21 protein-coding genes are annotated in these 24,564 nt (G+C 70.5%); 9 read left to right on the top strand and 12 right to left on the bottom strand.

The genetic code is table 11. From position 1 onward, the window contains the following. Positions 1 to 86: 86 nt before the first annotated feature. Positions 87 to 650, top strand: a complete 564-nt coding sequence (locus tag ACWGJB_RS07615) for a hypothetical protein (protein WP_453379288.1) — start codon at positions 87 to 89, stop codon at positions 648 to 650. Between the two features lie 455 nt (positions 651 to 1,105). Here the strand turns inward: ACWGJB_RS07615 and tsaE are convergent, their stop codons facing one another. From tsaE to glmS, 7 genes are all read right to left on the bottom strand, one after another. After that, positions 1,106 to 1,648: a tRNA (adenosine(37)-N6)-threonylcarbamoyltransferase complex ATPase subunit type 1 TsaE gene (tsaE, locus tag ACWGJB_RS07610; protein WP_453379287.1), complete on the bottom strand. Its 543-nt coding sequence runs from the start codon at positions 1,646 to 1,648 to the stop codon at positions 1,106 to 1,108. Further along, on the bottom strand, positions 1,614 to 2,867 hold the full coding sequence (locus ACWGJB_RS07605; RefSeq protein WP_453379286.1) for an alpha/beta fold hydrolase: 1,254 nt from the start codon (positions 2,865 to 2,867) through the stop codon (positions 1,614 to 1,616). The genes tsaE and ACWGJB_RS07605 overlap by 35 nt, the downstream gene beginning before the upstream one ends. Positions 2,868 to 2,996: 129 nt before the next feature. Further along, positions 2,997 to 4,193, bottom strand: a complete 1,197-nt coding sequence (gene alr, locus ACWGJB_RS07600) for an alanine racemase (RefSeq protein WP_453379285.1) — start codon at positions 4,191 to 4,193, stop codon at positions 2,997 to 2,999. A 94-nt stretch (positions 4,194 to 4,287) separates the two neighbouring features. Beyond that, positions 4,288 to 5,208, bottom strand: coding sequence for a L,D-transpeptidase family protein (locus ACWGJB_RS07595; protein ID WP_453379284.1), 921 nt, complete (start codon positions 5,206 to 5,208; stop codon positions 4,288 to 4,290). A gap of 243 nt (positions 5,209 to 5,451) precedes the next feature. Next, entirely contained in the window at positions 5,452 to 6,903 is a 1,452-nt protein-coding gene (locus ACWGJB_RS07590) for an NAD(P)H-hydrate dehydratase (protein ID WP_453379283.1), read from the bottom strand. A gap of 54 nt (positions 6,904 to 6,957) precedes the next feature. Next, positions 6,958 to 7,329 carry a holo-ACP synthase gene (locus tag ACWGJB_RS07585; protein ID WP_351742222.1) on the bottom strand — a complete coding sequence of 124 codons (372 nt, stop codon included), beginning with the start codon at positions 7,327 to 7,329 and terminating at the stop codon, positions 6,958 to 6,960. A gap of 53 nt (positions 7,330 to 7,382) precedes the next feature. After that, the gene (gene glmS / locus ACWGJB_RS07580; protein ID WP_453379282.1) at positions 7,383 to 9,230 is read right to left on the bottom strand and encodes a glutamine--fructose-6-phosphate transaminase (isomerizing); all 1,848 of its coding nucleotides are present in this window, start codon (positions 9,228 to 9,230) and stop codon (positions 7,383 to 7,385) included. A gap of 191 nt (positions 9,231 to 9,421) precedes the next feature. On the opposite strand from glmS, the gene coaA reads away from it, so the two are divergent. Next, positions 9,422 to 10,390 carry a type I pantothenate kinase gene (coaA, locus tag ACWGJB_RS07575; protein WP_453379281.1) on the top strand — a complete coding sequence of 323 codons (969 nt, stop codon included), beginning with the start codon at positions 9,422 to 9,424 and terminating at the stop codon, positions 10,388 to 10,390. Positions 10,391 to 10,427: 37 nt separating this feature from the next. Continuing rightward, on the top strand, positions 10,428 to 11,348 hold the full coding sequence (locus ACWGJB_RS07570; RefSeq protein ID WP_453379280.1) for a DUF389 domain-containing protein: 921 nt from the start codon (positions 10,428 to 10,430) through the stop codon (positions 11,346 to 11,348). 127 nt (positions 11,349 to 11,475) lie between these two features. Here ACWGJB_RS07570 and glmM read toward each other — a convergent pair whose 3' ends face one another. From glmM to rplM, 3 genes are all read right to left on the bottom strand, one after another. Next, positions 11,476 to 12,834, bottom strand: a complete 1,359-nt coding sequence (gene glmM / locus ACWGJB_RS07565) for a phosphoglucosamine mutase (protein ID WP_453379279.1) — start codon at positions 12,832 to 12,834, stop codon at positions 11,476 to 11,478. 228 nt (positions 12,835 to 13,062) lie between these two features. Further along, positions 13,063 to 13,575 carry a 30S ribosomal protein S9 gene (gene rpsI / locus ACWGJB_RS07560; protein WP_351318187.1) on the bottom strand — a complete coding sequence of 171 codons (513 nt, stop codon included), beginning with the start codon at positions 13,573 to 13,575 and terminating at the stop codon, positions 13,063 to 13,065. 42 nt (positions 13,576 to 13,617) lie between these two features. After that, a complete protein-coding gene (gene rplM, locus ACWGJB_RS07555; protein ID WP_352223065.1) occupies positions 13,618 to 14,061 on the bottom strand; it encodes a 50S ribosomal protein L13 in 444 nt (147 codons plus the stop codon). 333 nt (positions 14,062 to 14,394) lie between these two features. Here rplM and ACWGJB_RS07550 point away from each other — a divergent pair, with 333 nt between their 5' ends. The 6 genes from ACWGJB_RS07550 to ACWGJB_RS07525 all read left to right on the top strand — a co-directional run bounded on the left by ACWGJB_RS07550 (position 14,395) and on the right by ACWGJB_RS07525 (position 22,952). Further along, positions 14,395 to 15,273 (top strand): hypothetical protein, encoded by an 879-nt coding sequence (locus ACWGJB_RS07550; RefSeq protein ID WP_453379278.1) that lies wholly within the window; start codon positions 14,395 to 14,397, stop codon positions 15,271 to 15,273. A gap of 154 nt (positions 15,274 to 15,427) precedes the next feature. Further along, on the top strand, positions 15,428 to 16,813 hold the full coding sequence (locus tag ACWGJB_RS07545) for a glycoside hydrolase family 26 protein (protein ID WP_453379277.1): 1,386 nt from the start codon (positions 15,428 to 15,430) through the stop codon (positions 16,811 to 16,813). A gap of 257 nt (positions 16,814 to 17,070) precedes the next feature. Beyond that, positions 17,071 to 18,522: a glycosyltransferase family 2 protein gene (locus tag ACWGJB_RS07540; RefSeq protein ID WP_453379276.1), complete on the top strand. Its 1,452-nt coding sequence runs from the start codon at positions 17,071 to 17,073 to the stop codon at positions 18,520 to 18,522. 21 nt (positions 18,523 to 18,543) lie between these two features. Then, on the top strand, positions 18,544 to 19,773 hold the full coding sequence (locus ACWGJB_RS07535; protein WP_453379275.1) for a glycoside hydrolase family 113: 1,230 nt from the start codon (positions 18,544 to 18,546) through the stop codon (positions 19,771 to 19,773). Positions 19,774 to 19,788: 15 nt separating this feature from the next. Next, positions 19,789 to 20,886 carry a sugar phosphate nucleotidyltransferase gene (locus ACWGJB_RS07530; protein ID WP_453379274.1) on the top strand — a complete coding sequence of 366 codons (1,098 nt, stop codon included), beginning with the start codon at positions 19,789 to 19,791 and terminating at the stop codon, positions 20,884 to 20,886. Between the two features lie 35 nt (positions 20,887 to 20,921). Continuing rightward, positions 20,922 to 22,952 (top strand): acyltransferase family protein, encoded by a 2,031-nt coding sequence (locus tag ACWGJB_RS07525; protein ID WP_453379273.1) that lies wholly within the window; start codon positions 20,922 to 20,924, stop codon positions 22,950 to 22,952. Here ACWGJB_RS07525 and truA read toward each other — a convergent pair. Beyond that, on the bottom strand, positions 22,915 to 23,799 hold the full coding sequence (gene truA, locus ACWGJB_RS07520; protein ID WP_453379272.1) for a tRNA pseudouridine(38-40) synthase TruA: 885 nt from the start codon (positions 23,797 to 23,799) through the stop codon (positions 22,915 to 22,917). The two genes, ACWGJB_RS07525 and truA, sit on opposite strands and share 38 nt — an antisense overlap. A gap of 127 nt (positions 23,800 to 23,926) precedes the next feature. After that, positions 23,927 to 24,436 carry a 50S ribosomal protein L17 gene (gene rplQ / locus ACWGJB_RS07515; protein WP_453379271.1) on the bottom strand — a complete coding sequence of 170 codons (510 nt, stop codon included), beginning with the start codon at positions 24,434 to 24,436 and terminating at the stop codon, positions 23,927 to 23,929. Between the last annotated feature and the right edge of the window lie 128 nt (positions 24,437 to 24,564).

Here is a 24,564-nt window from a genome sequence, read left to right as displayed (position 1 = left end):
CGAGCACGGCCGCCAGGGGCCGACGGTCACTGGCTGCTACGGTCTGTACGAAGTACGACATATACGGCGAGTCAGAGGTGGCGCACGTGTCAGGGACCAGCTCGGGAATCGTGGCCGGCCTCACCGCTGCGGCCGTCGGGGCGGTCGGTCTCCTCGCCTACCAGGCCTCGGCCACCGTCCCACCCGGTCTCGGCAGCAGGTCCACGTCGAGCCCCGCCCCGGGAGCACCGGCGGCCAAGGCACCCCGCGACCAGCACCACCCCACCGCCCTGCCGAACGGCTCCGGAACGGGTGAACGGGTGGTGTACTCGGTGGACGACGACCGGGTCTGGCTCGTCAACGAGCGCGAGCGCGTCGAGCGCAGCTTCACGGTGAAGCCCGGCACGATCGACCCGCCCGTGGGCGCCTACTGGGTGACGTCCCGCTCGAAGGCGGTCACGGGCACGGACGGTCTCCCCATCGAACACGTGGTCCGCTTCACCACCACGAAGGACGGCTCGGCGATCGGCTTCAGCGCGGCCACCGGCACCAGCATGATCGAACCCCCCGACCCGACGGTCAGAACAGGCGGCATCCGCGAAACCCGCCCCGACGGCAACGCGATGTGGAACTTCGCGACGATCGGCGTGAAGGTGATGGTGATCCGCTGACCTTGGGGGCCAACCCCTCAAGCGCCCCTGAGGCAACGCGCCCCGTCAGGGGCGCGGGGAACTGCGCGCTCAGCCCCCACGCGCCCGCGCCGGAGACTCCACCGGCCACCCCCGCCTACGCAGCCCTACGGTGGCCCCGCTCAACCGGCCTCTGGGGCAGCTCCGGCACGCTCGGCGGCCGAGACACCGCGTCAGCCGCCGCACAGGACGCCAGAAGCTCGCGCATGGAAACTCCGGCGACCGCGAACGGCCGCCGCTCCGTGGACTGGGACGCGGGCATGGACGCCTCCTGAGCTGCGGGGGCGGACGAAGTTAGGTACACCTAACCACGGGCTGGACACCATGTGACCACGCCCGAGTCACGAAATGCAATATCTTGCCGACGCCTCGTCGGAATGTTCACGCGGCCCCCGGCCCGCACCCACCACAACGACGGACACGGCGCCGCTCGCCGCTCAGGCGGACAGCACCCCCAGATCCACCCCGGCCCACCGCTCCCCGAGCCCCGTCAGGGTCACGTGCCGCACCTCGTCCGTGGTGTCCCCCACGGCCCGGTGGATCCGTACGGCGAGCCGGTCCTCGGTCAGCTCCTCGACCTTGCCCTCGCCCCACTCCACCACGATCACCGACTCGGGCAGCGAGACGTCGAGGTCCAGGTCCTCCATCTCGTCGAGCCCGCCGCCCAGGCGGTACGCGTCGACGTGGACGAGCGGCGGCCCGTCGCCGAGGGACGGATGGACGCGGGCGATCACGAAGGTCGGGGAGGTGACGGCCCCGCGCACACCGAGCCCCTCGCCCAGCCCGCGGGTCAGCGTCGTCTTGCCGGCGCCGAGTTCCCCGCTGAGCATCACGAGGTCACCGGCGCGCACCAACTTGGCCAGTCGGCGCCCCAGCTCCCCCATCTGCCCGGGAGAGTTAACGATCAACTCCGTGCCGTTGCCGGCCTCGGCCCCGGCCAGGCCGTCAGCCTGGCTGTGCCGTGCTGCTGGTGCTTCCATAGCCACTTACCGTAGCCCCTGCCGGCACGGCACCCGCGCGGGTGAGCAGGTCGGCGAGGCGGTCGGTGACCACTTCCGGGTGTTCCAGCATGACCAGGTGCCCGGCGTCCGGGACCAGCACCAGTTCGGCGTCGGGCAGCAGATCGGCGATGACCTCGCTGTGCTCGCTGGGGGTGACGAGATCCCGCACCCCGGCCAGCACCAGCACCGGCAGGTCCTGGAAGTAGGCGAGGGCAGCGGTCTTGTCGTGGTCGGTGAAGGCCGGGTAGAACTCGGCGACCACGTCGATCGGGGTGGACTCGATCATCCGCTCGGCGAACCGCTCGACGGCCGGGTCGACGTCCCGGGACGCGAACGAGTACCGCTTGATGATCCCGGCGAACAGGTCGGCGGTGGCCCGCCGCCCCTTCTCCACCAGCGCGGCCTGGGTGCCCAGCGCCTTCAGCACACCGGGCAGCACCCGGCGCACCGCGTTGACGCCGGCGACCGGCAGCCCGAAGTTGACCTCGCCGAGCCGTCCGGAGGACGTACCGACGAAGGCGGTGGCGACGACCCGCTCACGGATCAGCTCGGGGTACTGCGCGGCGAGCGCCATCACCGTCATGCCGCCCATCGAGTGCCCGACCAGCACGATCCGCCCCTCGGGCACGGCCGCGTCGAGGACGGCCTTCAGGTCCCGGCCCAGCTGGTCGATGGTGAGCGCGATGCCGCTCTCGTGCTGGGCGACGCCCCGCCCGGAGCGGCCGTGGCTGCGCTGGTCCCAGTGCACGGTGCGGACGACCCCGCGCAGGGCCGCCCGCTGGAAGTGCCAGGAGTCCTGGTTGAGGCAGTAGCCGTGGCTGAAGACGACGGTGACGGGGGCGGGCGCCTTGCGGCCGAAGAGCCGGCGGCGGCGCGGGGAGACGGCCGGGCCGAGGTCGGGCTCCACCTCGTCCACCTCGTAGTACAGCTCGGTGCCGTCGTCGGAGGTCGCCTTGCCGGGCGTGCCGCGCAGGGTGCCGTACGGTCCCGCCGAGTCCAGGGCCAGCCGGGCCTTGCGGCGCATCCCGCGGCCGACGGTCATCCGCTCGACGGCGACCCCCGCGGCCGCCCCGGCGGCGAGCACTCCTATGGCGGCCCCGGCGATACCGGTGACCTTGAGCCAACTCCCGTCCGCCCCCGTGGCGGAAGCGACGGCCGCCGCGGCGTCCGCTACGGCCTCCGCACTGCTCTCGCTCACGTACCGCTCCTCTTCGCCGTACTGCAGTTCGCTCGTTAGGTGATACGGGTGACGCTGATGAGGTGAGTTTTCCCTCTGTTGCTGCTGTTACAGGTGTAACCGGGTTCTGCCGTCGCCGAACCCCGGAGGTCAGTCCCCGTCCCCTGGTTCTTGCCCACTCGGTTCCCCGTTCACATAGACGCGGGGAACCCGGGTTCCGATGCGGGTGACGATTTCGTAGGCGATCGTGCCCGCGGCCTGGGCCCAGTCCTCGGCGGTGGGCTCCCCCCGGTCGCCCGGACCGAACAGCACGGCCTCGGAGCCGACTTCGGGTTCGTCGCCGCCGAGGTCCACGACGAACTGGTCCATGGCGACGCGCCCGGCGACCGTCCGCCACTTGCCGCCGACCAGCACCGGCCCGGTGCCGGAGGCATGGCGCGGGATGCCGTCCGCGTAGCCGACGGGGACCAGCCCGAGGGTGGTCTCGCCGGGCGTGACGTAGTGGTGCCCGTAGCTGACACCGTGCCCGCCCGGGACGTGCTTCACCAGGGCGAGGGAGGCGGAGAGGGTCATCACCGGGCGCAGCCCGAGGTCGGCCGCGCTGCCCAGCTCGGGGCTGGGCGAGATGCCGTAGAGGGCGATGCCCGTGCGGACCAGGTCGAAGTGGGACTCGGGGAGGGTGAGGGTGGCCGGCGAGTTGGCGATGTGCCGCACCTCGGGGCGCACGCCCTGCTCCTCGGCGTGGGCGAGCATCTCGCGGAAGAGGGTGAGCTGGGCGGCGATGGAGGGATGGCCGGGCTCGTCGGCGCAGGCGAAGTGCGACCAGAGCCCCGTGATCCGGACCAGCCCCGCCGTCTGCGCGCGCACCGCCTCGGCGACCAGCTCGGGCCAGTCACCGGGCTGGCAGCCGTTGCGCCCGAGCCCCGTGTCGGCCTTGAGCTGCACGCGCGCGGGGCGGCCGGCGGCGCGGGCGGCCGCGACGACCTCCCGCAGCGCCCACATCCCGCTCACCGACACGTCGAGGTCGGCCTCGACGGCCTCCCGCCACGGCCCGCCGGGGGTCCACAGCCAGCACATGATCCGCACGTCCGCGGGCAGCCCGGGGTCCGCGCGCAGCGCCAGGGCCTCCTCGGGGGTGGCCGTACCGAGCCAGCCCGCGCCCGCCGCCACGGCCTCGCGGGCACACCGGACGGCCCCGTGGCCGTACGCGTCGGACTTCACCACGGCCATCAGGGCCGCGCCCGGCGCGAGGGCGCGCAGGGTCCGCACGTTGGCCCGCAGGGCGGCCAGGTCGATCTCGGCGCGGGCGCGCAGGGGCGCGGTCGGTGCAGTCGCTGTCTCACTCATCGCGCCCCCAGTGTCTCAGAGGCCTCCGACGACCCTCCGGCACAGGCCCCGGTACGGGCTCCGGTCACCCTCGGGTACCCCGCCGGGCACCGGGTCAGGTGCCCGTCCGGTGCCCCCACACATACACCTTGTCGCCCTTCTTCAGCACGCCCCACAGCTTCTTCGCGTCGCCGAGCTTCAGGTTCACGCAGCCCCAGGAACCGACGGTGGTGTAGATGGAGCCGTAGACGGCGTGGAAGGCCTCACCGCCGTCGAAGAACTGGGCGTACGGCATGGGCGAGTTGTACAGGGTCGACCAGTGGTTCTTGTGCCGCCAGTAGACGGTGTGCCACCCGGCCCGGGTCGCGTGGCCCTTCCGTCCGCTGCGCATCTGCACCGGCCCGAAGACCACCTTGCCGCCCTTCTGCACCCAGGTGACCTGCCGGTTGAGATCGACACAGGCGACCCGGTACGACTTCACGGGGCAGTTCTTCTTGGCGTTCGGGTTCTTCTTCGCCGAGAGCAGCATCATCTGGTACCAGGTCACGGGTCCCGCGAACCCGATGGCCGGCTTGATCTTGTACGTCTTCTGGAACTTCTGGACGGCCTTGCAGTCGGACACGGACTGCTTCCCGTCCACCTTCAGCTTCAGCCACTGCTCGATCTGCCGCTGGTACGGCCCGGTCAGCTTGGAGCAGCTCACCTTGGCGACGGCGTCGCTGAGCGGTACGTACTCGACGAGGTCGTACGCCCCCGGCGGCGCCGCCTTGGGCTCGACGGCGTCCTCCTCGGCGCTCGGCGTGTACACCTTCGGCGCCAGCATCTGGTCGGGGGTGTCGACCTGCCAGGGCTGCCCGGGCCCGGGCGGGACCCCCGGCACCAGCTCCGACTCGGCGACGGCGGTGGGGGGTTTGGGGGCGGTGTCCGCGAGGGCACTCCCGGCCCCGAGGCAGAGAACGACCACGGAGGCGACGAGGGCCCCCGCGACCCCACGCACAGAACCGCCCCAACAACGCACGATTCGTCCACTAATCATGCGATCAGACAACCCCGCAGGGGTCAGGATTCCGGGGAGCCGCGCGGGGACGTCACCCGGGGGATGCAGGGGCCTCCGGCGGTACGGGGGACGAATTGCGACCGCACTGCGCCCCGTCACGGGCGCGGGCAACTACGCCCCGTCAGGGGCGCGGGGAACTGCGCGCTCAGCCCCCACTCACCCGCACCCGGCCCACCCACCTGGCGGGACCGGGGCGGAGCTCCGTGTCGGTGCGGTTCTCTCCTACCGAGTCGGGTGAGCGGGTGAGTAAACCCCCCGCCAGGCCGACGGCAACTCCGCAGCCACCGCAAGGGCGACCGTCGGCGCCCCCTCCGCCGCGAACCGCCCCGCGAGCCCGTGCAGATACGCCGCCACGCTCCCCGCGTCCCGCCCGTCAAGACCGGACGCGAGCAGCGACCCCGCCAGCCCCGACAGCACATCCCCACTCCCCGCGGTGGCCAGCCACGGCGTCCCCGTCGCGTTCACCCGCACGGCCGCCCCTCCCCCCGCCGCCGCCACCAGCGTCGTCGCCCCCTTCAGCAGCACCGTCGCCCGATACGCCGCCGCCAGTTCCCGCACCGCCGCGAGCCGGCCGGCCTCGACCTCCTCCCGCCGTACCCCCAACAGCGCCGCCGCCTCCCCGGCGTGCGGCGTCATCAGCGTCGGCGCCGTACGAGCCCGCACCGCGTCCCGGTCGGCGAGCCGCAGCCCGTCCGCGTCGATCAGCACCGGCACGTCCGCCTCCAGCACCTCGGCGACGACCTCGGCACGGTCCCCGATTCCCGGCCCGGCCACCCACGCCTGCACCCGCCCGGCCTTGCGCGGCCCTCCCTCCGACACCAGCGTCTCGGGAAAGCGCGCCAGCACCTCGTCCGCGGCGGGCCCGACGTACCGTACGGCCCCGGCCCCGCCCCCCAACGCCCCCGCGACGGCGAGCACCGCGGCCCCGGGATAACGGGCCGAGCCGGCCGCGATCCCCACCACCCCCCGCCGGTACTTGTCGCTCTCCGCCCCCGGCATCGGCAGCAGCCGCGCCACGTCCACGTCCTGCAGCGCCTCCAGCTCGGCCTCCTCGGGCAGTTCGAGCCCGATGTCGACCAGCCGCACCGAACCGGCGTACTCCCGCGCCGGATCGATCAGCAGCCCCGGCTTGTGCGTCCCGAAGGTGACGGTCAGGTCCGCCCGTACGGCCGCTCCCCGCACCTCACCGCTGTCCGCCTCCACCCCGCTGGGCAGGTCCACGGCGACGACGGCGGCCCGCGACCGTTCCACCACGGCGACCAGCGCGGCCGCCTCGGGCCGCAGCCCGCCCGTCCCGCCGATCCCCACGATCCCGTCCACGACGAGATCGGACCGCAGGATCAACTCCTCGGCGGCACCCGCGAGTACGGCCCTGCCGCCGGCCCGGCGCAGCGCCACGAGGCCACCCGCGTGAGTGCGCTCCGGCGCGAGCAGCACGGCCGTGACCCCCGCCCCTCGCCGCGCCAGCCGCGCCCCGGCGTACAGCGCGTCGCCGCCGTTGTCGCCGCTGCCGACCAGCAGCACCACCCGGCTGCCGTACACCCGTCCGAGCAACTCGGCGCAGGCGGCGGCCAGCCCCGCGGCCGCCCGCTGCATCAGCGCCCCTTCCGGCAGCCGCGCCATCAACTCCCGCTCGGCCGCCCGTACCGTCTCCACGCTGTAAGCAGTCCGCATCCCCCGAGTCTCCCCCGGAACCGCCGGGGCGCGCATCCGCCCGCCCCGCCCGGGTCACCCCTCCGCGATCACCACCGCCGACGCCACCCCGGCGTCATGGCTGAGCGACACATGCCAGGACCGCACGCCGAGTTCCGCCGCACACGCGGCCACGCTCCCCTTCACATGCAGGAGCGGCCGCCCGCTGTCCTCCACGACCACCTCCGCGTCCGTCCAGAGCAGCCCTGGCGGTGCGCCCAGCGCCTTGGCCAGCGCCTCCTTGGCCGCGAACCGGGCCGCGAGCGAGGCGATACCGCGCCGTTCCCCGCTCGGCAGCAGCAACTCCCGCTCCACGAACAGCCGACCGGCCAGCCCGGGAGTCCGCTCCAAGGACTCCCGGAACCGGTCGATCTCGGCGACGTCGATGCCTACCCCGATGATGCTCACCCGGGCACTCTACGATCCGCCCGGCTGCCGCAGGCCCGCCCGGCCGCCCCGCCTCACTCCACCGTCACCGACTTCGCCAGGTTGCGGGGCTGGTCGACCTCGTTGCCGCGGGCCGTGGCCAGTTCGCAGGCGAACACCTGGAGAGGGACCGTGGAGACGAGGGGCTGGAGCAGGGTGGGGGTGGCCGGGATGCGGATCAGGTGGTCGGCGTAGGGGACCACCGCCTCGTCCCCCTCCTCCGCGATCACGATGGTGCGCGCGCCCCGGGCCCGGATCTCCTGGATGTTGGAGACGATCTTGTCGTACAGGACGGACCGGCCGCGCGGCGACGGCACGACGACCACCACCGGCAGGTCCTCCTCGATCAGCGCGATCGGGCCGTGCTTCAGCTCGCCCGCCGCGAAGCCCTCGGCGTGCATGTACGCCAGTTCCTTGAGCTTCAGGGCGCCTTCGAGGGCGACCGGGTAGCCGACGTGCCGGCCCAGGAAGAGCACCGTCTTCTTGTCGGCGAGGGAGCGTGCGAGCGCCCGGACCGGCTCCATGGTCTCCAGGACCCGCTCGACCTCGCCGGAGATGTGCGAGAGGTCCCGGATCACGGCGCTGACCTCGTCGCCCCACTTGGTGCCCCGTACCTGGCCGAGGTAGAGGGCGACCAGGTAGCAGGCCACCAGCTGGGTGAGGAACGCCTTGGTCGAGGCGACCGCCACCTCCGGACCGGCGTGGGTGTACAGCACCGCGTCCGACTCGCGCGGGATCGTCGAGCCGTTGGTGTTGCAGATCGCCAGCACCTTGGAGCCCTGTTCCCGCGCGTGCCGCAGGGCCATCAGGGTGTCCATGGTCTCGCCGGACTGGGAGATGGCGATCACCAGGCTCCGTGAGTCCAGGATCGGGTCCCGGTACCGGAACTCGCTGGCCAGCTCCACCTCGCAGGGGATGCGGGTCCAGTGCTCGATGGCGTACTTGGCGATCAGGCCGGCGTGGAAGGCCGTGCCGCAGGCGACGATGACGACCTTGTCCACCTCGCGCAGCTCGGCGGCGCCGATCCGGACCTCGTCCAGGGTCAGCGAGCCGTTCGCGTCGATGCGGCCCAGGAGCGTATCGGCGACCGCCTTGGGCTGCTCGGCGATCTCCTTGAGCATGAAGTAGTCATAACCCCCCTTTTCGGCTGCCGACGCGTCCCAGTCGACGTGGTACGAGCGGACGTCCGCCGGGGCGCCGTCGAAGCCCGTCACCGTCACGCCGTTCCGGCGCAGCTCCACCACCTGGTCCTGGCCCAGCTCGATCGCCGCCCGCGTGTGGGCGATGAACGCGGCGACGTCCGAGGCGAGAAAGGCCTCGCCCTCTCCGACGCCCACCACCAGCGGGGAGTTCCGGCGCGCCCCCACCACCACGTCCGGGTCGTCGGCGTGCACCGCGACCAGCGTGAACGCGCCCTCCAGACGACGGCACACCAGCCGCATCGCCTCCGCGAGATCGGCGGTCACGGAGAACTCCTCCGCCAGCAGGTGCGCGACCACCTCGGTGTCCGTCTCGGAGGCGAGGTCATGCCCGCGCTCCGCCAACTCGGCGCGCAGCGCGGCGAAGTTCTCGATGATCCCGTTGTGGACGACGGCGACCCGGCCCGCGTTGTCGAGATGCGGATGCGCGTTGGCGTCCGTCGGCCCGCCGTGCGTGGCCCAGCGGGTGTGCCCGATCCCGGTGGCACCGGCCGGCAGCGGCCGCTCCGTCAGCTCCTTCTCCAGGTTGACCAGCTTCCCGGCCTTCTTCGCCGAGGCCAGCCCGCCGTCGGCGAGCACGGCGACGCCCGCGGAGTCGTACCCGCGGTACTCCAGCCGCTTCAGCCCGGCGACCACCACATCGAGCGCCGACTGCGCCCCCACGTATCCCACGATTCCGCACATGAGCGGCAGCCTAAGCGCCGCTCCCCACCCGAACACGGCTCAGCGTGCCCGAAATCGGAAATTACACCGGGGTTCGCATCCGGCCAACCGCACGCCACCGACACCATCCACCCCTCCTCACGTGACCGACCCCACCCCCCACCCCGTTCAAACTCCGTTAACAATGGAATGTGATCTCTCCGGTCTCCCCGATGCCCCGGAGCGCCCACCGGCACAGGCCGGAGGCGACTCCCTATGTCGACCTCACCCGTTCCGAGTGGAGCGCGCTGCGCGACAAGACGCCGTTGCCGCTCACCGCCGAGGAGGTCGAGAAGCTGCGTGGCCTCGGCGACGTCATCGACCTCGACGAGGTACGGGACGTCTACCTCCCGCTGTCCCGGCTGCTCAATCTGTACGTCGGTGCCACCGACCGGCTCAGAGGCGCCCTGAACACCTTCCTCGGCGAGCAGGGCTCCCAGTCCGGCACCCCGTTCGTCATAGGCGTGGCGGGCTCGGTGGCCGTCGGGAAGTCGACCGTCGCCCGGCTCCTGCAGGCCCTGCTGTCCCGCTGGCCCGAGCACCCGCGCGTCGAGCTGGTGACGACCGACGGCTTCCTGCTGCCCACCGAGGAGCTCGAAGCCCGCGGTCTGATGGCCCGCAAGGGCTTCCCCGAGTCGTACGACCGCCGGGCCCTGACCCGCTTCGTCGCCGACATCAAGGCCGGCAAGGACGAGGTCACCGCCCCCGTCTACTCCCACCTCATCTACGACATCGTCCCGGACCGCAGGCTCACCGTCCGGCGCCCGGACATCCTGATCGTCGAAGGGCTCAACGTCCTCCAGCCCGCCCTCCCCGGCAAGGACGGCCGCACCCGGGTCGGCCTCGCCGACTACTTCGACTTCAGCGTGTACGTCGACGCGAGCGCCGAGGACATCGAACGCTGGTATCTCAACCGCTTCCGCAAGCTGCGCGCGACCGCCTTCCAGAACCCGGACTCGTACTTCCGGAAGTACACCCAGGTGTCCGAGGAGGAGGCGGTCGACTACGCCCGCGGTCTGTGGCGCACCATCAACAAGCCCAACCTGGTCGAGAACATCGCCCCCACCCGCGGCCGCGCCACCCTGGTCGTCCGCAAGGGCCCGGACCACAAGGTGCAGCGACTGCGGCTGCGCAAGCTCTGACGCCCCGCCCGCCGGGAGCGCCTGTTAAAAAGGCGTCATGCTGCATCTGCGCCTGATCACCCCGGCGGACCGCACCGACGACGTGGTCCGGCTGATCGAGACAACGGTCGGCACGACCCACCTCGTGGTCGTGCCGGGCGCCGCCCGCAACCCCGCCGGGGACGTCGTGATGTGCGACGTGGCCCGTGAGGCCGGTGACGAACTCATCGGCGAGCTGCGGGCGTTGGGGCTGGACGACACCGGGTCGATCGCCGTCGAGAACATCGACCTGAGCCTGTCCCGCAGAGCCGACAAGGCGGCGGAGGAGGCACCGGGCGAGGGCGCGGACGCGGTGCTGTGGGAGGGGCTGACGGAGGCGACCCACGAGGAGTCGACGCTGTCGATCAGCTACGTCGCCTTCATCACCCTGGCCACGATGATCGCGGCCTGCGGTGTCGTCCTGGACAACGCGATCCTGATCGTGGGGGCGATGGCGGTGGGACCGGAGTTCGGCCCGCTGGCCGGTATCTGCACGGCGCTGGTGCAGCGCCACCCCCGTCTGGCCCTGCGTTCCCTGACCGCGCTGCTCGTCGGCTTCGCCGTGGCGATGCTGGTGACCGTCGGCTTCACCTACCTCATGGACGGCCTGGGCCTCTTCACCAAGGTGCAGTTGGAGGCGGAGCGCCCGAACACCAACTTCATCTACCGCCCCGACGCGTTCTCGTTCGTGGTGGCGGTACTGGCCGGCATCGCCGGCATACTCTCCCTGACCTCGGCGAAGTCGGGCGCCCTGGTGGGCGTGGCGATCTCGGTGACAACGGTCCCGGCAGCGGCGAACGCGGCAGTGGCCTTCGCCTTCACCGAGTACCGCCAGGCCTGGGGTTCGACGGAGCAACTGCTGCTGAACCTGTTGGGCATCGTCCTGGCCGGGACGGTGACACTGCTGAGCCAGAAATGGCTGTGGAAGAAAGCGACCTGAGGCACAGCGCCCCTTCAGGGGCGCGGGGCGGTGACATGTGCGGCTCCGCCGCGTGGGCGCGATCGGCCACGACGAACCCGCAGCCCGCAACGCGCCCTCCCCGGCACCCCGAACCCGGCGAAGCAACCTACCCCAGCGCCGACTTGACGGCGTCGGCCAACCGCCCCGCCACCGACCGCGCCTGCTCGATGTCCGCGGCCTCCACCATCACCCGTACCAGCGGCTCGGTGCCCGAAGGGCGCAGCAGCACGCGTCCCGTCTCGCCCAGGTCCCGCTCCGCCTCCGCGACCGCCGCCGCCAGGTCCCCGGAGGTCTTCACCCGGGACTTGTCGACGTCCGGCACGTTGATCAGCACCTGCGGCAGCCGCTCCATCACGCCCGCCAGCTCCCGCAGCGACCGCCCGGTCTGCGCGACCCGCGCCGCCAGCAGCAGCCCGGTCAGCGTGCCGTCACCGGTCGTCGCGTGGTCGAGGATGATGACGTGCCCGGACTGCTCGCCGCCGAGGGCGTATCCGTGCTCCTTCATCTCCTCCAGGACGTACCGGTCGCCGACCGCGGTCTGGACGAGGTGCAGTCCCTCCCGCTCCAGCGCCAGCTTGAAGCCGAGGTTGGACATGACGGTGGCGACGACGGTGTCGGCGCGCAGCGCGCCCCGTTCCCGCATGGCCAGCGCCAGCACCGCCAGGATCTGGTCGCCGTCGATCTCCTCGCCGGTGTGGTCGACGGCGAGGCACCGGTCCGCGTCGCCGTCGTGGGCGATACCGAACGCGGCCCCGTGCTCGACGACCGCGGCCTTCAGCTTGCCGAGGTGCGTGGAGCCGCAGCCGTCGTTGATGTTGAGCCCGTCCGGCTCCGCGCCGATCGTGACGATCTCCGCGCCGGCCCGGCGGAACGCCTCCGGCGAGACCCCCGCGGCCGCGCCGTGCGCCTCGTCCAGGACGATCTTCAGCCCGTCCAGCCGGTTCGGGAGGACCGACAGGAGGTGGGCGATGTACTGCTCGGAGCCCTCGTCGTAGGGCCGTACCCGGCCGACGCCGGAGCCGGTGGGCCGCTCCCAGGGCTCGCCGTGCCGGTGGGACTCGTAGACCGCCTCGATCCGGTCCTCCAGCTCGTCGGCGAGCTTGTGGCCGCCGCGGGCGAAGAACTTGATGCCGTTGTCGGGCATGGCGTTGTGGCTGGCGGAGAGCATGACACCGAGGTCGGCGCCGAGTGCGCCGGTGAGGTGGGCCACGGCGGGCGTCGGCAGGACACCGCCCTTCAGCACGTCCACGCCGGCGCTGGCCAGGCCCGCGACCACGGCCGCCTCCAGGAACTCCCCGGACGCGCGTGGATCCCGTCCGACGACCGCCTTCGGCCGGTGGCCCTCGAACGTGCCCACCTCGGCCAGCACGTGTGCCGCCGCGACCGACAGCCCGAGCGCCATCTCGGCGGTCAGGTCCGCGTTGGCGACGCCGCGCACGCCGTCCGTGCCGAAGAGTCGTCCCACTTGTCCTCCTGAAGAAGCGTCCTTGCTGCCAGGAAATGATGGCAGGCGCTTAGTCATGCGATCACACCAGCCTTTGAGCGTCTTGTGTCGTTATACGCCCTTGACCGGGATAAACGAACGCCCCGGCGGCACATGTGGCGTGCCGCCGGGGCGTTCGGAGTACGCGTCGAGCCAGAACCCGGATGTGCGGGCCAGGCCCGTACGAGCGTACGAGCAGGCAGCGGGCGATTAACGCTTGCTGTACTGCGGAGCCTTGCGGGCCTTCTTCAGACCGGCCTTCTTGCGCTCGACCGCACGGTCGTCGCGCTTGAGGAAGCCGGCCTTCTTGAGCGGGCCGCGGTTGTTGTCGACGTCGGCCTCGTTCAGCGCGCGGGCGACACCGAGACGGAGCGCACCGGCCTGACCGGAGACACCGCCACCGGCGATGCGGGCGACGACGTCGTAGCGGCCCTCGAGCTCCAGCACCTTGAAGGGCTCGTTGACTTCCTGCTGGTGCACCTTGTTGGGGAAGTAGTCCTCAAGGGTGCGACCGTTGATCTTCCACTTGCCGGTGCCCGGGACGATCCGGACGCGGGCGATGGCGTTCTTGCGACGGCCCAGGCCGGCGGCCGGCTGCGGGTCGCCGAAGCGGGAGGCGAGGGACTCGGAGGTGTACTCGCCCTCGACGGGGACGTCCGTCTCCGTGGTGTAGCTGTCGATGTCGATCTCTTCGAGCGGCTGCTCGGCAGTGGTCTCGGCCACGATGCTCCTCAGATTCTCTTCAGTCTTAGGGGGTGGCCGGACTTACTGCGCGACCTGGGTGATCTCGAACGGAACCGGCTGCTGCGCAGCGTGCGGGTGGTTCTCGCCTCGGTAGACCTTCAGCTTGGAGAGCATCTGACGGCCCAGGGTGTTCTTGGGGAGCATGCCCTTGACGGCCTTCTCGATGGCCTTCTCGGGGTTCTTGTCCAGCAGCTCGTCGTAGCGGACGGAGCGCAGACCACCCGGGTAGCCGGAGTGGCGGTACGCCATCTTCTGGGTCCGCTTGTTGCCGGACAGGTGCACCTTGTCGGCGTTGACGATGATGACGAAGTCACCGGTGTCGACGTGAGGGGCGTAGATCGGCTTGTGCTTGCCCCGCAGAAGGGACGCGGCGGTGGTGGCGAGACGACCCAGGACAATGTCCTGAGCGTCGATGACGTGCCACTGGCGCGTCACATCGCCGGGCTTGGGGCTGTACGTACGCACGGTTCGTAGCCTTCGCTTCGAGTGAATGGTCCTGAACAGGTCACCGAAACGATCACGACAGCCTGAGCCACTGCGGCGACGCATACCGCGTACGTGGGGTTGCTGGTCATCGGCCCGGTGGACCGGTGTAAGGGCCCGTCCCGTGAGAATGAGCAAGCCAATACACAACGAAGAGTCAGCGTACCGGGGCGCCCCCGGACGGGTCAAAACGAGCTCGCGCAGACATCGGAGGCGCGCGACGGCGGCGGGATGCTCCACCGTGCCCCAAAGGTCCACTATCACCCTTCGTACTGTCGCACCGGTACCCCTCGACCCCCGTCTAAGATGCGCCCCATGAGCTATGGGCAGGGGGGACCCCAGTCCCAGTGGGATCCCTGGAAACCGCAGTCACAGCAGCCCTGGAGCGGCGGCGCCGACCAGACTCCGGACTGGGCCGCGCTCGCCGAGGCCTCGGAGACGCGCAACAAGCGGCGCAGAGTGCTGTTCATCGGTGGTGGCGTGGTCGCCACACTGGCGATCGGCACCGCCGTCGCCATGGCCGTGGTGTCCGCGAACGGCGACAACAACGCCTCCGGCACACCCAGCAACCTGCCCGCGAGCGCCTCGCTGCCGAGCGAGTCGGCGGACTCGACGCCGTCCTTCGCGCCGACCAGCGCGCCGCCGCCGCTGGATCCCGAGGAATTCATATCCAGCGCGAAGAAGGACACGGCGCCGCTCGGCGCCGAGACCCTCTTCCCGGGCACCCAGCTGACCATGGGCGAGACGGTGTACAAGAAGGGCGCCACGGCCGACACCAAGAAGTGCGCCACGGCCGCCAAGGGCACGCTCCCGAGCATCCTCACCAAGAACGACTGCACCCGGCTGCTGCGCGTCACCTACTTCAAGGACGGCGTCGCGGTCACGGTCGGCGTGGCCGTCTTCGACACCGAGGCGCAGGCGGCCAAGGCCAAGACCGAGGCAGACAAGAAGGGCTTCGTCACCGCGCTGGCCGGCTCCGGGGCGAAGGCCTTCTGCGCCTCCGGCGTCTGCCGTACGACGACCAACTCCTACGGCCGGTACGCCTACTTCACCACCGCCGGCTTCCTCAACGGCAAGGACGTCACCACCAAGGACACCAAGGTCTTCCAGACCGGTGACGACCTGGCCGAGTTCACCTTCCGGCAGATCCGCAGGCGGGGCGAGGCCCAGGCCTCCGCGGCCGCGAACCAGTGACGTATCCCCGGAGCGCGTGAGAGCTCCCGGGCCCGACCGGTGATCAAGGCGACCGTCGCCCGGCTCACCGTCGAGCCCGCCCGGGCCCTGACCGGCTGCACAATGGCCTCGGGTTCGGTCGGGGAGGGAACGGGGGCGGGCGAGGGTCATGCGCATGCGGGGACGGGTCGGGCTCATCGGAGCGGGTGCCGCCGCCGGGCTGCTGGGGCCGCTGGCTCTGTGGCAGGCCTGGCGGGACGACGCGGACGGTGCGCGGGTCCCGCGGCTCGCCCCCACCGACCTGCGGGACCGCGACCCCGAGGCGACACCCGCGGCCCGCCGGGTCTACGCGCTGCTGGCCGGCCTGGAGAACGACGCCCGCCGTGGCCGTGCGACCCGTACCGTCATCGGGCAGCACGTGGAGCTGCAGAACGAGCGCTACAACGCGGGGTACGGCGACTACCGGGGCACCAAGCAGCCGGGCTACTACTACCGCAAGGCCCGGGACATCACCGGACGGCTGCCCGGTTTCGTGGAGCTCGACCTCGGGCCCGGTTACGGACAGCCCGGCTGGGCGGTGGCCACGGCACGTTCCTACTCCCGGGCCTGGCCGGCCTGCCGGCGCTTCTGGGGGTACACCGAGGACGCCGTGGACCTCGCGGTCGGCGTGTGGTCGGGCCTGCCCCGGGCGGCCGACGGCTCCTACCGGCCCTCCGGCACGCACCAGGAGTGCGCCTCCGGCACCGAGGTGTCCCTGCCGCACAACGGCGGCGGCCCCGCGGGCCTGGTCGGCTTCTCCTTCCACCAGCCCTACCCGGGCAGCGCGGTCAAGGGGTTCGCGCAGACCCTGCTGCGCAACTCTCCCGGCGCACAGGACAGCGGCTGGTTCGGGCGGGTGGTCACGGCGGGCAGCGCCGAGCACCGGGCCCTGCTGCACGATCTCGACTTTCTCGCGGACCACCTCGGCTATCTCGCCGACCAGGGGGTGCCGGTGCTGCTGCGCCCGTACCACGAGATGAACACCCGGCCGGGCCACGGCTTCTGGTGGGCGGGGCAGGATCCCGCCGCCTTCCGGCAGCTGTGGCGGCTGGCCCACGACCACCTGGTGCACCGGCGCGGCCTGCACAACCTGATCTTCGTCTGGTCGCCGAGTTCCTGGGACGGCACCTACGGCCGGCGGCCCGGGGCCTACTACCCGGGCGGCCGCTATGTCGACGTCGTCGGCGTGGACGCCTACAGCGACACCCCGGCCACACCGGTCGGCGGGGCCTGGACCGAGGTCTGGTACCGGGGCCTGGAGGAGTACCGCAGGCCGCGCATCGTCGCCGAGTCCTTCTACGTCCCGCTGAACGCGGCGCAGCCCGAGACCCTCACCCGGACGCCGTGGGTCATGTGGACGGTGTGGGGCCAGGCGCTGTCGTACGACAATCTCGCCGCGCCCCGCGGGAAGAACACCACGGCCGACGTGAAGCGGACCTACGGCTCACCGAAAGTGATTACCGGTGGACGTCCCGTCCACGTTTCCGATGTGGACTGGGAAACTCTGCACAAGAGTCACTGAGGTTAACTTCTGAACACAATTCCCACACACGCATTCCCATGTACCGCACATACATGCAAGGATCACTGTTCTGTTCGGTCAGTGGTTCGGGCGCCCGGGGGGGCATCTGAGAGGCGGCTGACCGAGGCGCCTATAGAAGGCGCGGGGGGATCGATCCCGGAACAGCACAGCGGTCGTGGCGTGCTCCGCCATGCCGCGGCCCAGGTCCGTCGATGCCTCCGCGCGCCACCGATCTCACGGGGAGTTCCACAGCCGTCATGGCATCGACAACGGTCGACGGTGGTGCGCCGCAGTCGCGGCACACCACGAAACTGGCGAAGCGCACCGCTGCCTGGAAACCGGGCATCCTGCCGTTCCTGATCCCGCTGGTCTTCCTGACCCTGTTCAGCCTGTGGTCGTACACACCCAGCCACTCGCCGCTGGCGTGGCTCATCACCATCTGCTGGGCGCTTCCGGTTCCCGGTGTACTCGTGTCAGTCCAGGGGTTCTTCCTCATCCGCCGCCGGCTCCGCAAGGCGCATCTGATGACCCCGCCGGCTCCGGTGGACCAGGACTTCCTGATCGTCCTCGTCCCCACCATCGGACGGCACGACACCTACCCGGCCCTGGAGCGCTCCGTCCTCTCCTACGTGGAGCACCTCCCGGAGTGGTTCCCGTACATGCGCGTGGACGTGCTCACCGAGGAGGGCTGCGAGGCCGGCCAACGGATCGACGAGCTGGCCGCGGTCAGCCCGCTGATCCGCGTGGTCACCGTGCCCAAGGCGTACGAGACCGAGAACGGCACCCGCTTCAAGGCCCGTGCCAACAACTACGCCCACGAGCTGCGCATCGAGGAGCGCGAGGCCCTCGACCACGTCTGGGTGCTGCACATGGACGACGACACCGGTGTCGGCCCCGACACCTCGGCGTCCCTCGCCCAGTTCATCAACCGCCAGCGCCGCGCGACCCCCGAAGAGGTCAAGCACATGGCGCAGGGCATTTTGGCCTACCCGCGCGAGAACGCGGTGAGCACGCTCACCTGGTTCGCCGACGCCATCCGCCCCGCCGACGACATCGCGCGCTTCCGGGCCTTCACCGGCCTCGGCACCCCGGCCGCCGGTGTGCACGGTGAGCTGCTCGTCATCCGTGCCTCCATCGAGGCCGAGATCGGCTGGGACTTCGGCCCCAAGGAGATCGTCGAGGACGCCCGGCTCGCCCTGACCTTCTGCCGCCTCTACCCGGGTCGCAGCGACTGGTTCAACGGCCGCTGCTACGGCGCCTCACCGGCCAACGCCAAGGACTTCATCAAGCAGCGCGAGCGCTGGGCCTGGGGCCTGGTCGCCCTCTGTTTCAACCGCAGGGTCCCGCTGCGCTACCGCTGGTTCCTGACCATCTGCGTGACGAGCTGGATCCTCGGACCTCTTCAGCACGTCGGCACGATCATCTTCGTCGCCTGGTTCATCGGCGACATGAACACCTCGCCCGTGACCCAGTCCGTGGTCATTCTGTGGTCGATCAGCTTCGCGTATGTGATCTGGGCGTACTGGGAAGGGCTGCGGCTCAACGCGATCGCCTCGGTCAGCGGCCGGCGCAGGTGGTGGGAGCCCATGGCGGTCCTCCTGCTGCTGCCCTACTTCTCCCTCATCGAAGGAATCGGGGGCATCAAGGGCCTCTGGAAGTTCCTCCGCCGTGAGGAGAACAAGTTCGTCGTCATCGCCAAGCCCGCCTGACCCGGAAGAGACCTCACACCCATGAAGCGCGCACGCCTGCCCATGCTCGCCGTGCTCCCCGTCACCGTCGTCTCCCTCGTGGTCGCGGCACCCTTCGTGATCGGCGACCACCCCCTGCAGTGGTCGTCCGGTTCCCTCATGCCCCACCTGGTGCTCGACGGCAGCGAGCCCACCCACCCGGCCGGCACCAGGTCCGGCACCGACGCCGGCACCGCGGCCTCTCCGGAGAACACCGAGATCGCCAAGGTCGACAAGGAGTGGAAGAAGGGCATGCCGCAGTGGGGCGCCCAGCTCTACTGGGAGGACAACCCCGAGCACTCCCTCGAATACGTGGAGAAGCAGGCCCGGCTCCACGCGAACTACCTGGTCGGCCTGCACGCCAACTCCGTCAGCGTCTCCTTCCCGTTCTTCACCGGGAAAAAGTCGTCGACGAAGATCACCGGCGGTAGCAAGACCCCCACTCCCGAGCGGCTCGCCCGGGTGCTGGCGATCTTCCACGAGGCCGGACTGCGCACGACCGTACGGCCGCTCATGGACGAGACGTCGCTCGACATCGCGGACGGCAACTGGCGCGGGAACATCGCCCCCTCCGACCGTGACGCCTGGTTCGCCTCGTACGAGAAGTTCCTGACGCCCTACCTGAAGGCGGCCCAGGGCGAGAAGGCGGCGACCTTTGTCATCGGCACCGAGCTGAACTCCATGGAGGGCGACGACCGCTGGAACGCGCTCGTGGACAGGGCCGAGAAGGAGTTCACCGGCGAGGTCGCGTACGACGCGAACTGGGACAACTACGTCAGCGGCCCGATCTCCATGCCCGTCAGCCACCTCGGCATCGACGCGTACTTCCCCGTCAAGGTCGACGACGACGCCTCGGTGGACACCCTCGTCAACGGCTGGGACGACTGGCTGGACAAGAAGGCCACCGGCTCCCTGCCGAAGATCACCATCGCCGAGGCCGGCATCGGCGCCATGAACGGCGCCTACCACTCCCCCGGCAACTTCTACACCAAGCGCGCCGTCAACCTCCGGGTGCAGGCCAACTGGTACACCGCCGTCTGCCGGGTGGTCCAGGAACGGAAGATGAGCGGCGTCTACTGGTGGTCGATCTACTTCGACGACAACCCCAACGACAAGCCCGACGACAAGGTTGCCTCCCGGCTCGACTTCGCCGGTCGCCCCCTCTCCGAGAAGGCGATCAAGTCCTGTTTCACCTCCGACTACGCGGGCCCCGGGACTGACACCGCTAGCTGACCGAGCGAGGCAATCATGCAAGAAGCCATCATTCTGGTGGGCGGCAAGGGAACCCGCCTGCGCCCACTGACCAACCACACCCCGAAGCCGCTTCTCGGCGTCGCGGGCTCCTCCTTCATCCGCCACCAGGTGGCCAAGCTGATGGAGGCCGGGGTCGAGCACCTGGTGTTCGCCACCTCGTATCTCGCCGACCTCTTCGAGGACGAGTTCCGGGGTTTCTCCCGGGACCTGGAGATCTCCTACGCCGTCGAGGGGGTCCCGCTCGGCACCGGCGGCGCCATCCGCAACGCCGGCCGCCTGCTGCGCGGCCCGTCCGACGCCCCGGTCCTCGTCCTCAACGGCGACATCCTCTCCGGCGTCGACCTGCGCGCCGTCCTGGACCGGCACGAGGCCCGGGAAGCGGACGTCACCCTGCACCTCACCCGGGTCGCCGATCCGCGCGCCTTCGGCCTCGTCCCCACCGACGGGAGCGGCCGGGTGCTCTCCTTCCTGGAGAAGCCGAAGACGGCCGAGGAGTGCGTCACCGACCAGATCAACGCCGGTTGCTACGTCTTCCGCCGATCGGTCCTGGACGCCATCCCCGCCGACCGCGAGGTCTCGGTCGAGCAGGAGACCTTCCCGGAGCTCGTCGCCCGGGGCGGCCGCGTCTTCGGCCACACCACCGACGACTACTGGCGTGACCTCGGCACTCCGCTGGCCTTCGTGCACGGCTCCGCCGACCTGGTCACCGGCCGGGCGACCTCGCCGCTGGTGGGCCCGCCCGCCGAGGCCCAGGTCCACCCCACGGCCACCGTCGACCCGACCGCCCGCGTCACAGGCGGCTCGACCGTCGGCCCGTACGCCGTCATCGGCCCGCACGTGGTCGTCGACCGCTCCATCGTCGGCGAGCGCGTCACCGTGGCCGAGGGCGCCCGGATCCATGAGTCCGTGGTGGACCACGACGCCTCCATCGGCAGCGAATCGATTCTTCGCGAGGCCGTGGTGGGCTGCCACTCCCACGTCGGCGCCGAGAACGAGCTGCCCGCCCAGTTGCGGCTGTCCTGCGGCATCCGCATTCCCGCCCAGGGGGTGCGCGTCAGCGGTACGGCTGCCGCCTGCCCGACGGCCCACTGAATTCACCGGCCCGACCGGACAGTTACTGGAGAACCGTGACCAGCCATCGTTCAACGGCCGCGAGCGAAGAACGTCTTCGCAAATACCGGCCGGACATCCAGGGCCTGCGCGCCGTCGCCATCATGATGGTCGTCGCCATGCACTGCGGCATAGTCGACATCCACGGCGGCGTGGACGTCAGCTTCGTCCTCAGCGGCTTCCTCATCGGCGGCCAGCTGCTCGCCGAGATCGACAAGTCGGGCAAGGTCTCCCTGACCAAGTTCTGGGCCCGCCGCTTCCGGCGCCTCGCCCCGGGCATGTCCGTCGTCATCCTCGCCACCGCTGCCCTGGCATGGCTCTACGCCAGCCCGCTCAGGTTCCGCCAGACCATGGAGGACGGCCTCGCCGCCTCGCTGAGCGTCATGAACTGGCGCCTGGTCGAGACGGGCACCGACTACTTCGCCAACGACGGGACCCAGTCCCCGTACCAGCACTTCTGGTCGCTGGGCATCGAGGAACAGTTCTATCTGGCGGCCCCGCTCACCCTGTTCGTCACCGTCTGGCTCAGCCGGAAGGTGTTCCGCAACCGCGTCCTGGTGGGCGTGTTCCTCATGGCGGTGATGGCCGGGTCGCTGTACCTGTCCGTGACGCAGACCAAGTCGAACCAGCCGCTCGCCTACTTCGGCACCCAGACCCGCATCTGGGAACTCACCTCCGGCATCATGCTCGCCCTCGGTGCGCCGCTGCTCTCCCGGATGAATCGCGGGGTCGCCGCGGTGATCTCCTGGCTGGGGCTCGCCACCGCGATCGGCACCGCGCTCCTCATCTCGGCGGAGACCCCCCTGCCGGGGTACGCGGTGGCCGGTCCGGTACTGGGCGCCGCCATGATCATCGCCGGCGGGTGCGCGGCTCCCCGCTTCGGCGCGGAGTGGTTCCTGCACAACCCGGTGCTCAACTCCGTCGCGAACGTCAGCTACGGCTGGTACCTCTGGCACTGGCCGATCCTCATCCTCTGGCCCGACATCACCGGCCACGACCTCTCCTACTCGGACCGCTTCCGCGTCGCCTCGCTCTCGCTGATCCTGGCCTACGCCATGTACCACGTGATCGAGTTCCGGTTCCGGAACAACGCCCAGCTGGTGGCCCGCCCCTGGAAGGGGATCTTCGCCGGCGGCACGGCGGTCGCGGGCACGGCCGGGGCCGCCGCCATCGCCATGACCGTCCTCCCGCTGAACATCTCGGGCTCGGCCGTGGCCGTCGACTCCAGCACCATCGGTTACAGCGGCGCGGCGTCGGTGAAGAGTTCCGTGCTCCAGAAGAAACTCACCGCGGCCGCCCAGGCAGCCCTGCCGAAGTCTCCCGACGACCGGACCCACTACGGCTGCATCGACAACACCGACGTCGAGAAGTTCGTCATGCGTGACAACTGCGTCATCGGGGACCCGGCCGGGAAGAAGTCGATCGCCGTCCTCGGCGACTCCCACGCCTGGCAGTGGGGGGACGCGTTCAACGAGATCGGGAAGAAGCTCGACGCCAAGGTCGTGACCATGGCGAAGGGCGGCTGCTCCCCCGAGGTCTACGCCATCAAGAACCCCGAGCTGAACCGCGAGTACTCCGAGTGCGACAGCTGGCGTGAATCGGTGTTCGAGCAGCTCAAGGACCTCAAGCCGGATGTCATTGTCGTCACCAGCCGGGTCCGCCAGGAGGCCACCGAAGCCGGTGCCGAGAAGACCTTCCAGGCCCTGGAGGACTCCGGCGCCCACCTCATCTACATGACGGACACCCCACAGCCCGGCAAGAACGTCCCGGACTGCCTCGCCACCCACACCGGCGACATCTCCGCCTGCAATCCGGGCCAGGACGCGGCCATCGAGTTCCCCGACTTCCGGACCATGGAGGAGAAAGTGGCCACGCGCCACGGCGCGGTGATCATCGACACCCTGCCCGCGTTCTGCGCGGACAACGTCTGCCCGACGGTGATCTCCGGCCAGATCGTCTACTTCGATTCCAGCCACATCACGGCGGGTTACGCGAAGACCCTGGTGCCCTTCATCCAGCCGACGGTGAAGAAGGTGCTGGCCGGCTGACCACATGTACCTCGCCGCGTACCCGGCGGGCCTCCCGCTGCCGCTCGGCAAGCCGGTCGTCCGCCGGGTACGCGACCTCCTCCAGCGTCAGCCCGTGCGGCCGCACGACATGCACGGCGCTGTCACGCACCCGCGCGTCCAGCACCTTCCGCGGCCACTCCACACCCCGGTGCCCGTCGCCGACGAACAGCAACGCGCCCACCATGGACCGCACCTGGTTGTGGCAGAAGGCATCGGCCCGGACCTCGATCTCGACGACACCATCCACGGTACGGCGCACCCCGAAGTCGAGGATCTCCCGGACCGTCGAGGCCCCCTCCCGCTTCTTCGCGTACGCGGCGAAGTCGTGCTCCCCGACCAGTGACTTGGCAGCCGCGTCCATCACGGCGACATCCAACTCCCAGTCGTGCCACAGGACGTGATTGCGCAGCAGCGGATCCACACCCCCCGGCCGGTCCCCGACCCGGTACACGTACCGTCGCCACAGCGCCGCGAACCGCGCGTTGAACCCCGTCGGCGCCTCACCCAGCTCCCACACCCGCACGTCCTTCGGCAGCCGCCCCGCGAGCCGCTTCAGCAGCTTCTCGCGCTGCTCCTCCCACACCCCGGCCGGCAGATCGACATGCGCCACCTGCCCCCGCGCATGCACCCCGGCATCCGTCCGCCCGGCCACGGTCAGGTCGTACGTCGTCTCCTGTGACCGAGTGACGACCCGCAGCGCCTCCTCGATCTCCCCCTGCACGGTCCGCTTCCCCCCGGCCTGCTTGGCCCACCCGTGGAAGTGGGTGCCGTCGTAGGACAGGTCGAGACGGACACGGACGTGGCCGGGCTGAACTTCGTCACTCACGGGAGAATCCTCTCAGGGCAAGAAAAGCGGGCCCGTCCCTGAAAGGAACGGACCCGCTCACGCGCCCCTTCAGGGGCGCGGTGAACTGCGCGACCAACCACTACGGCGCCGCAGTCAAAGGAAGGCCTTACGCCTCCTTCGACTCCTCGGCCTCGTCAGCCTTGGCGTCCTCGACGACCTCGGTCTCCTCGACCTTGGTCTCCTCGGCCTTGACCTCGGCGTCCTTGGCGGCACGCTTGGTGGCGGCCTCGGCCTCACCCGTCGCCTGCTGCGCGACCGTCAGCGCCTCGACCAGCTCGATGACAGCCATGGGCGCGTTGTCGCCACGACGGTTACCGATCTTGGTGATACGGGTGTAGCCACCCGGACGGTTCTCGTACCGCGGGCCGATCTCGGTGAAGAGCGTGTGCACGATGCTCTTGTCCGTGATGACCTGGAGCACCTGACGGCGGTTGTGAAGGTCACCCTTCTTCGCCTTGGTGACCAGACGCTCGGCGTACGGACGCAGCTTGCGCGCCTTCGCCTCGGTGGTGGTGATGCGGCCGTGCTCGAAAAGCGCCTTCGCGAGGTTCGCGAGGAGCAGCTTCTCGTGCGCGGCACTGCCGCCCAGACGGGCACCCTTGGTGGGCTTCGGCATGGTTCTTCTCCTGTGTGTCTGCCCCGGCCGTATCAGGTACCGGAGTCAGTATCCGAGCGGGCGGTCGCCCGTCGGAGATCCGGGGCGTCCCCGAAGGGGCGTCCCGGAGGGGGCGCGGGGAACTGCGC

The sequence above is a fragment of the Streptomyces sp. NPDC054813 genome, assembly GCF_053611365.1.
Note: the sequence above shows the minus strand (reverse complement) of the source record. Positions and strands in the feature narration are given on the sequence as shown.

Excerpts from the sequence above, each read along its gene's own strand:
- tsaE (WP_453379287.1), bottom strand. The coding sequence starts at position 1,648 with ATGGAAGCACCAGCAGCACGGCACAGCCAGGCTGACGGCCTGGCCGGG.
- alr (WP_453379285.1), bottom strand. The coding sequence starts at position 4,193 with ATGAGTGAGACAGCGACTGCACCGACCGCGCCCCTGCGCGCCCGCGCC.
- ACWGJB_RS07595 (WP_453379284.1), bottom strand. The coding sequence starts at position 5,208 with ATGATTAGTGGACGAATCGTGCGTTGTTGGGGCGGTTCTGTGCGTGGG.
- ACWGJB_RS07590 (WP_453379283.1), bottom strand. The coding sequence starts at position 6,903 with ATGCGGACTGCTTACAGCGTGGAGACGGTACGGGCGGCCGAGCGGGAG.
- glmS (WP_453379282.1), bottom strand. The coding sequence starts at position 9,230 with ATGTGCGGAATCGTGGGATACGTGGGGGCGCAGTCGGCGCTCGATGTG.
- coaA (WP_453379281.1), top strand. The coding sequence starts at position 9,422 with ATGCCCCGGAGCGCCCACCGGCACAGGCCGGAGGCGACTCCCTATGTC.
- ACWGJB_RS07570 (WP_453379280.1), top strand. The coding sequence starts at position 10,428 with ATGCTGCATCTGCGCCTGATCACCCCGGCGGACCGCACCGACGACGTG.
- ACWGJB_RS07550 (WP_453379278.1), top strand. The coding sequence starts at position 14,395 with ATGAGCTATGGGCAGGGGGGACCCCAGTCCCAGTGGGATCCCTGGAAA.
- ACWGJB_RS07545 (WP_453379277.1), top strand. The coding sequence starts at position 15,428 with ATGCGGGGACGGGTCGGGCTCATCGGAGCGGGTGCCGCCGCCGGGCTG.
- ACWGJB_RS07540 (WP_453379276.1), top strand. The coding sequence starts at position 17,071 with ATGGCATCGACAACGGTCGACGGTGGTGCGCCGCAGTCGCGGCACACC.
- ACWGJB_RS07535 (WP_453379275.1), top strand. The coding sequence starts at position 18,544 with ATGAAGCGCGCACGCCTGCCCATGCTCGCCGTGCTCCCCGTCACCGTC.
- ACWGJB_RS07530 (WP_453379274.1), top strand. The coding sequence starts at position 19,789 with ATGCAAGAAGCCATCATTCTGGTGGGCGGCAAGGGAACCCGCCTGCGC.
- rplQ (WP_453379271.1), bottom strand. The coding sequence starts at position 24,436 with ATGCCGAAGCCCACCAAGGGTGCCCGTCTGGGCGGCAGTGCCGCGCAC.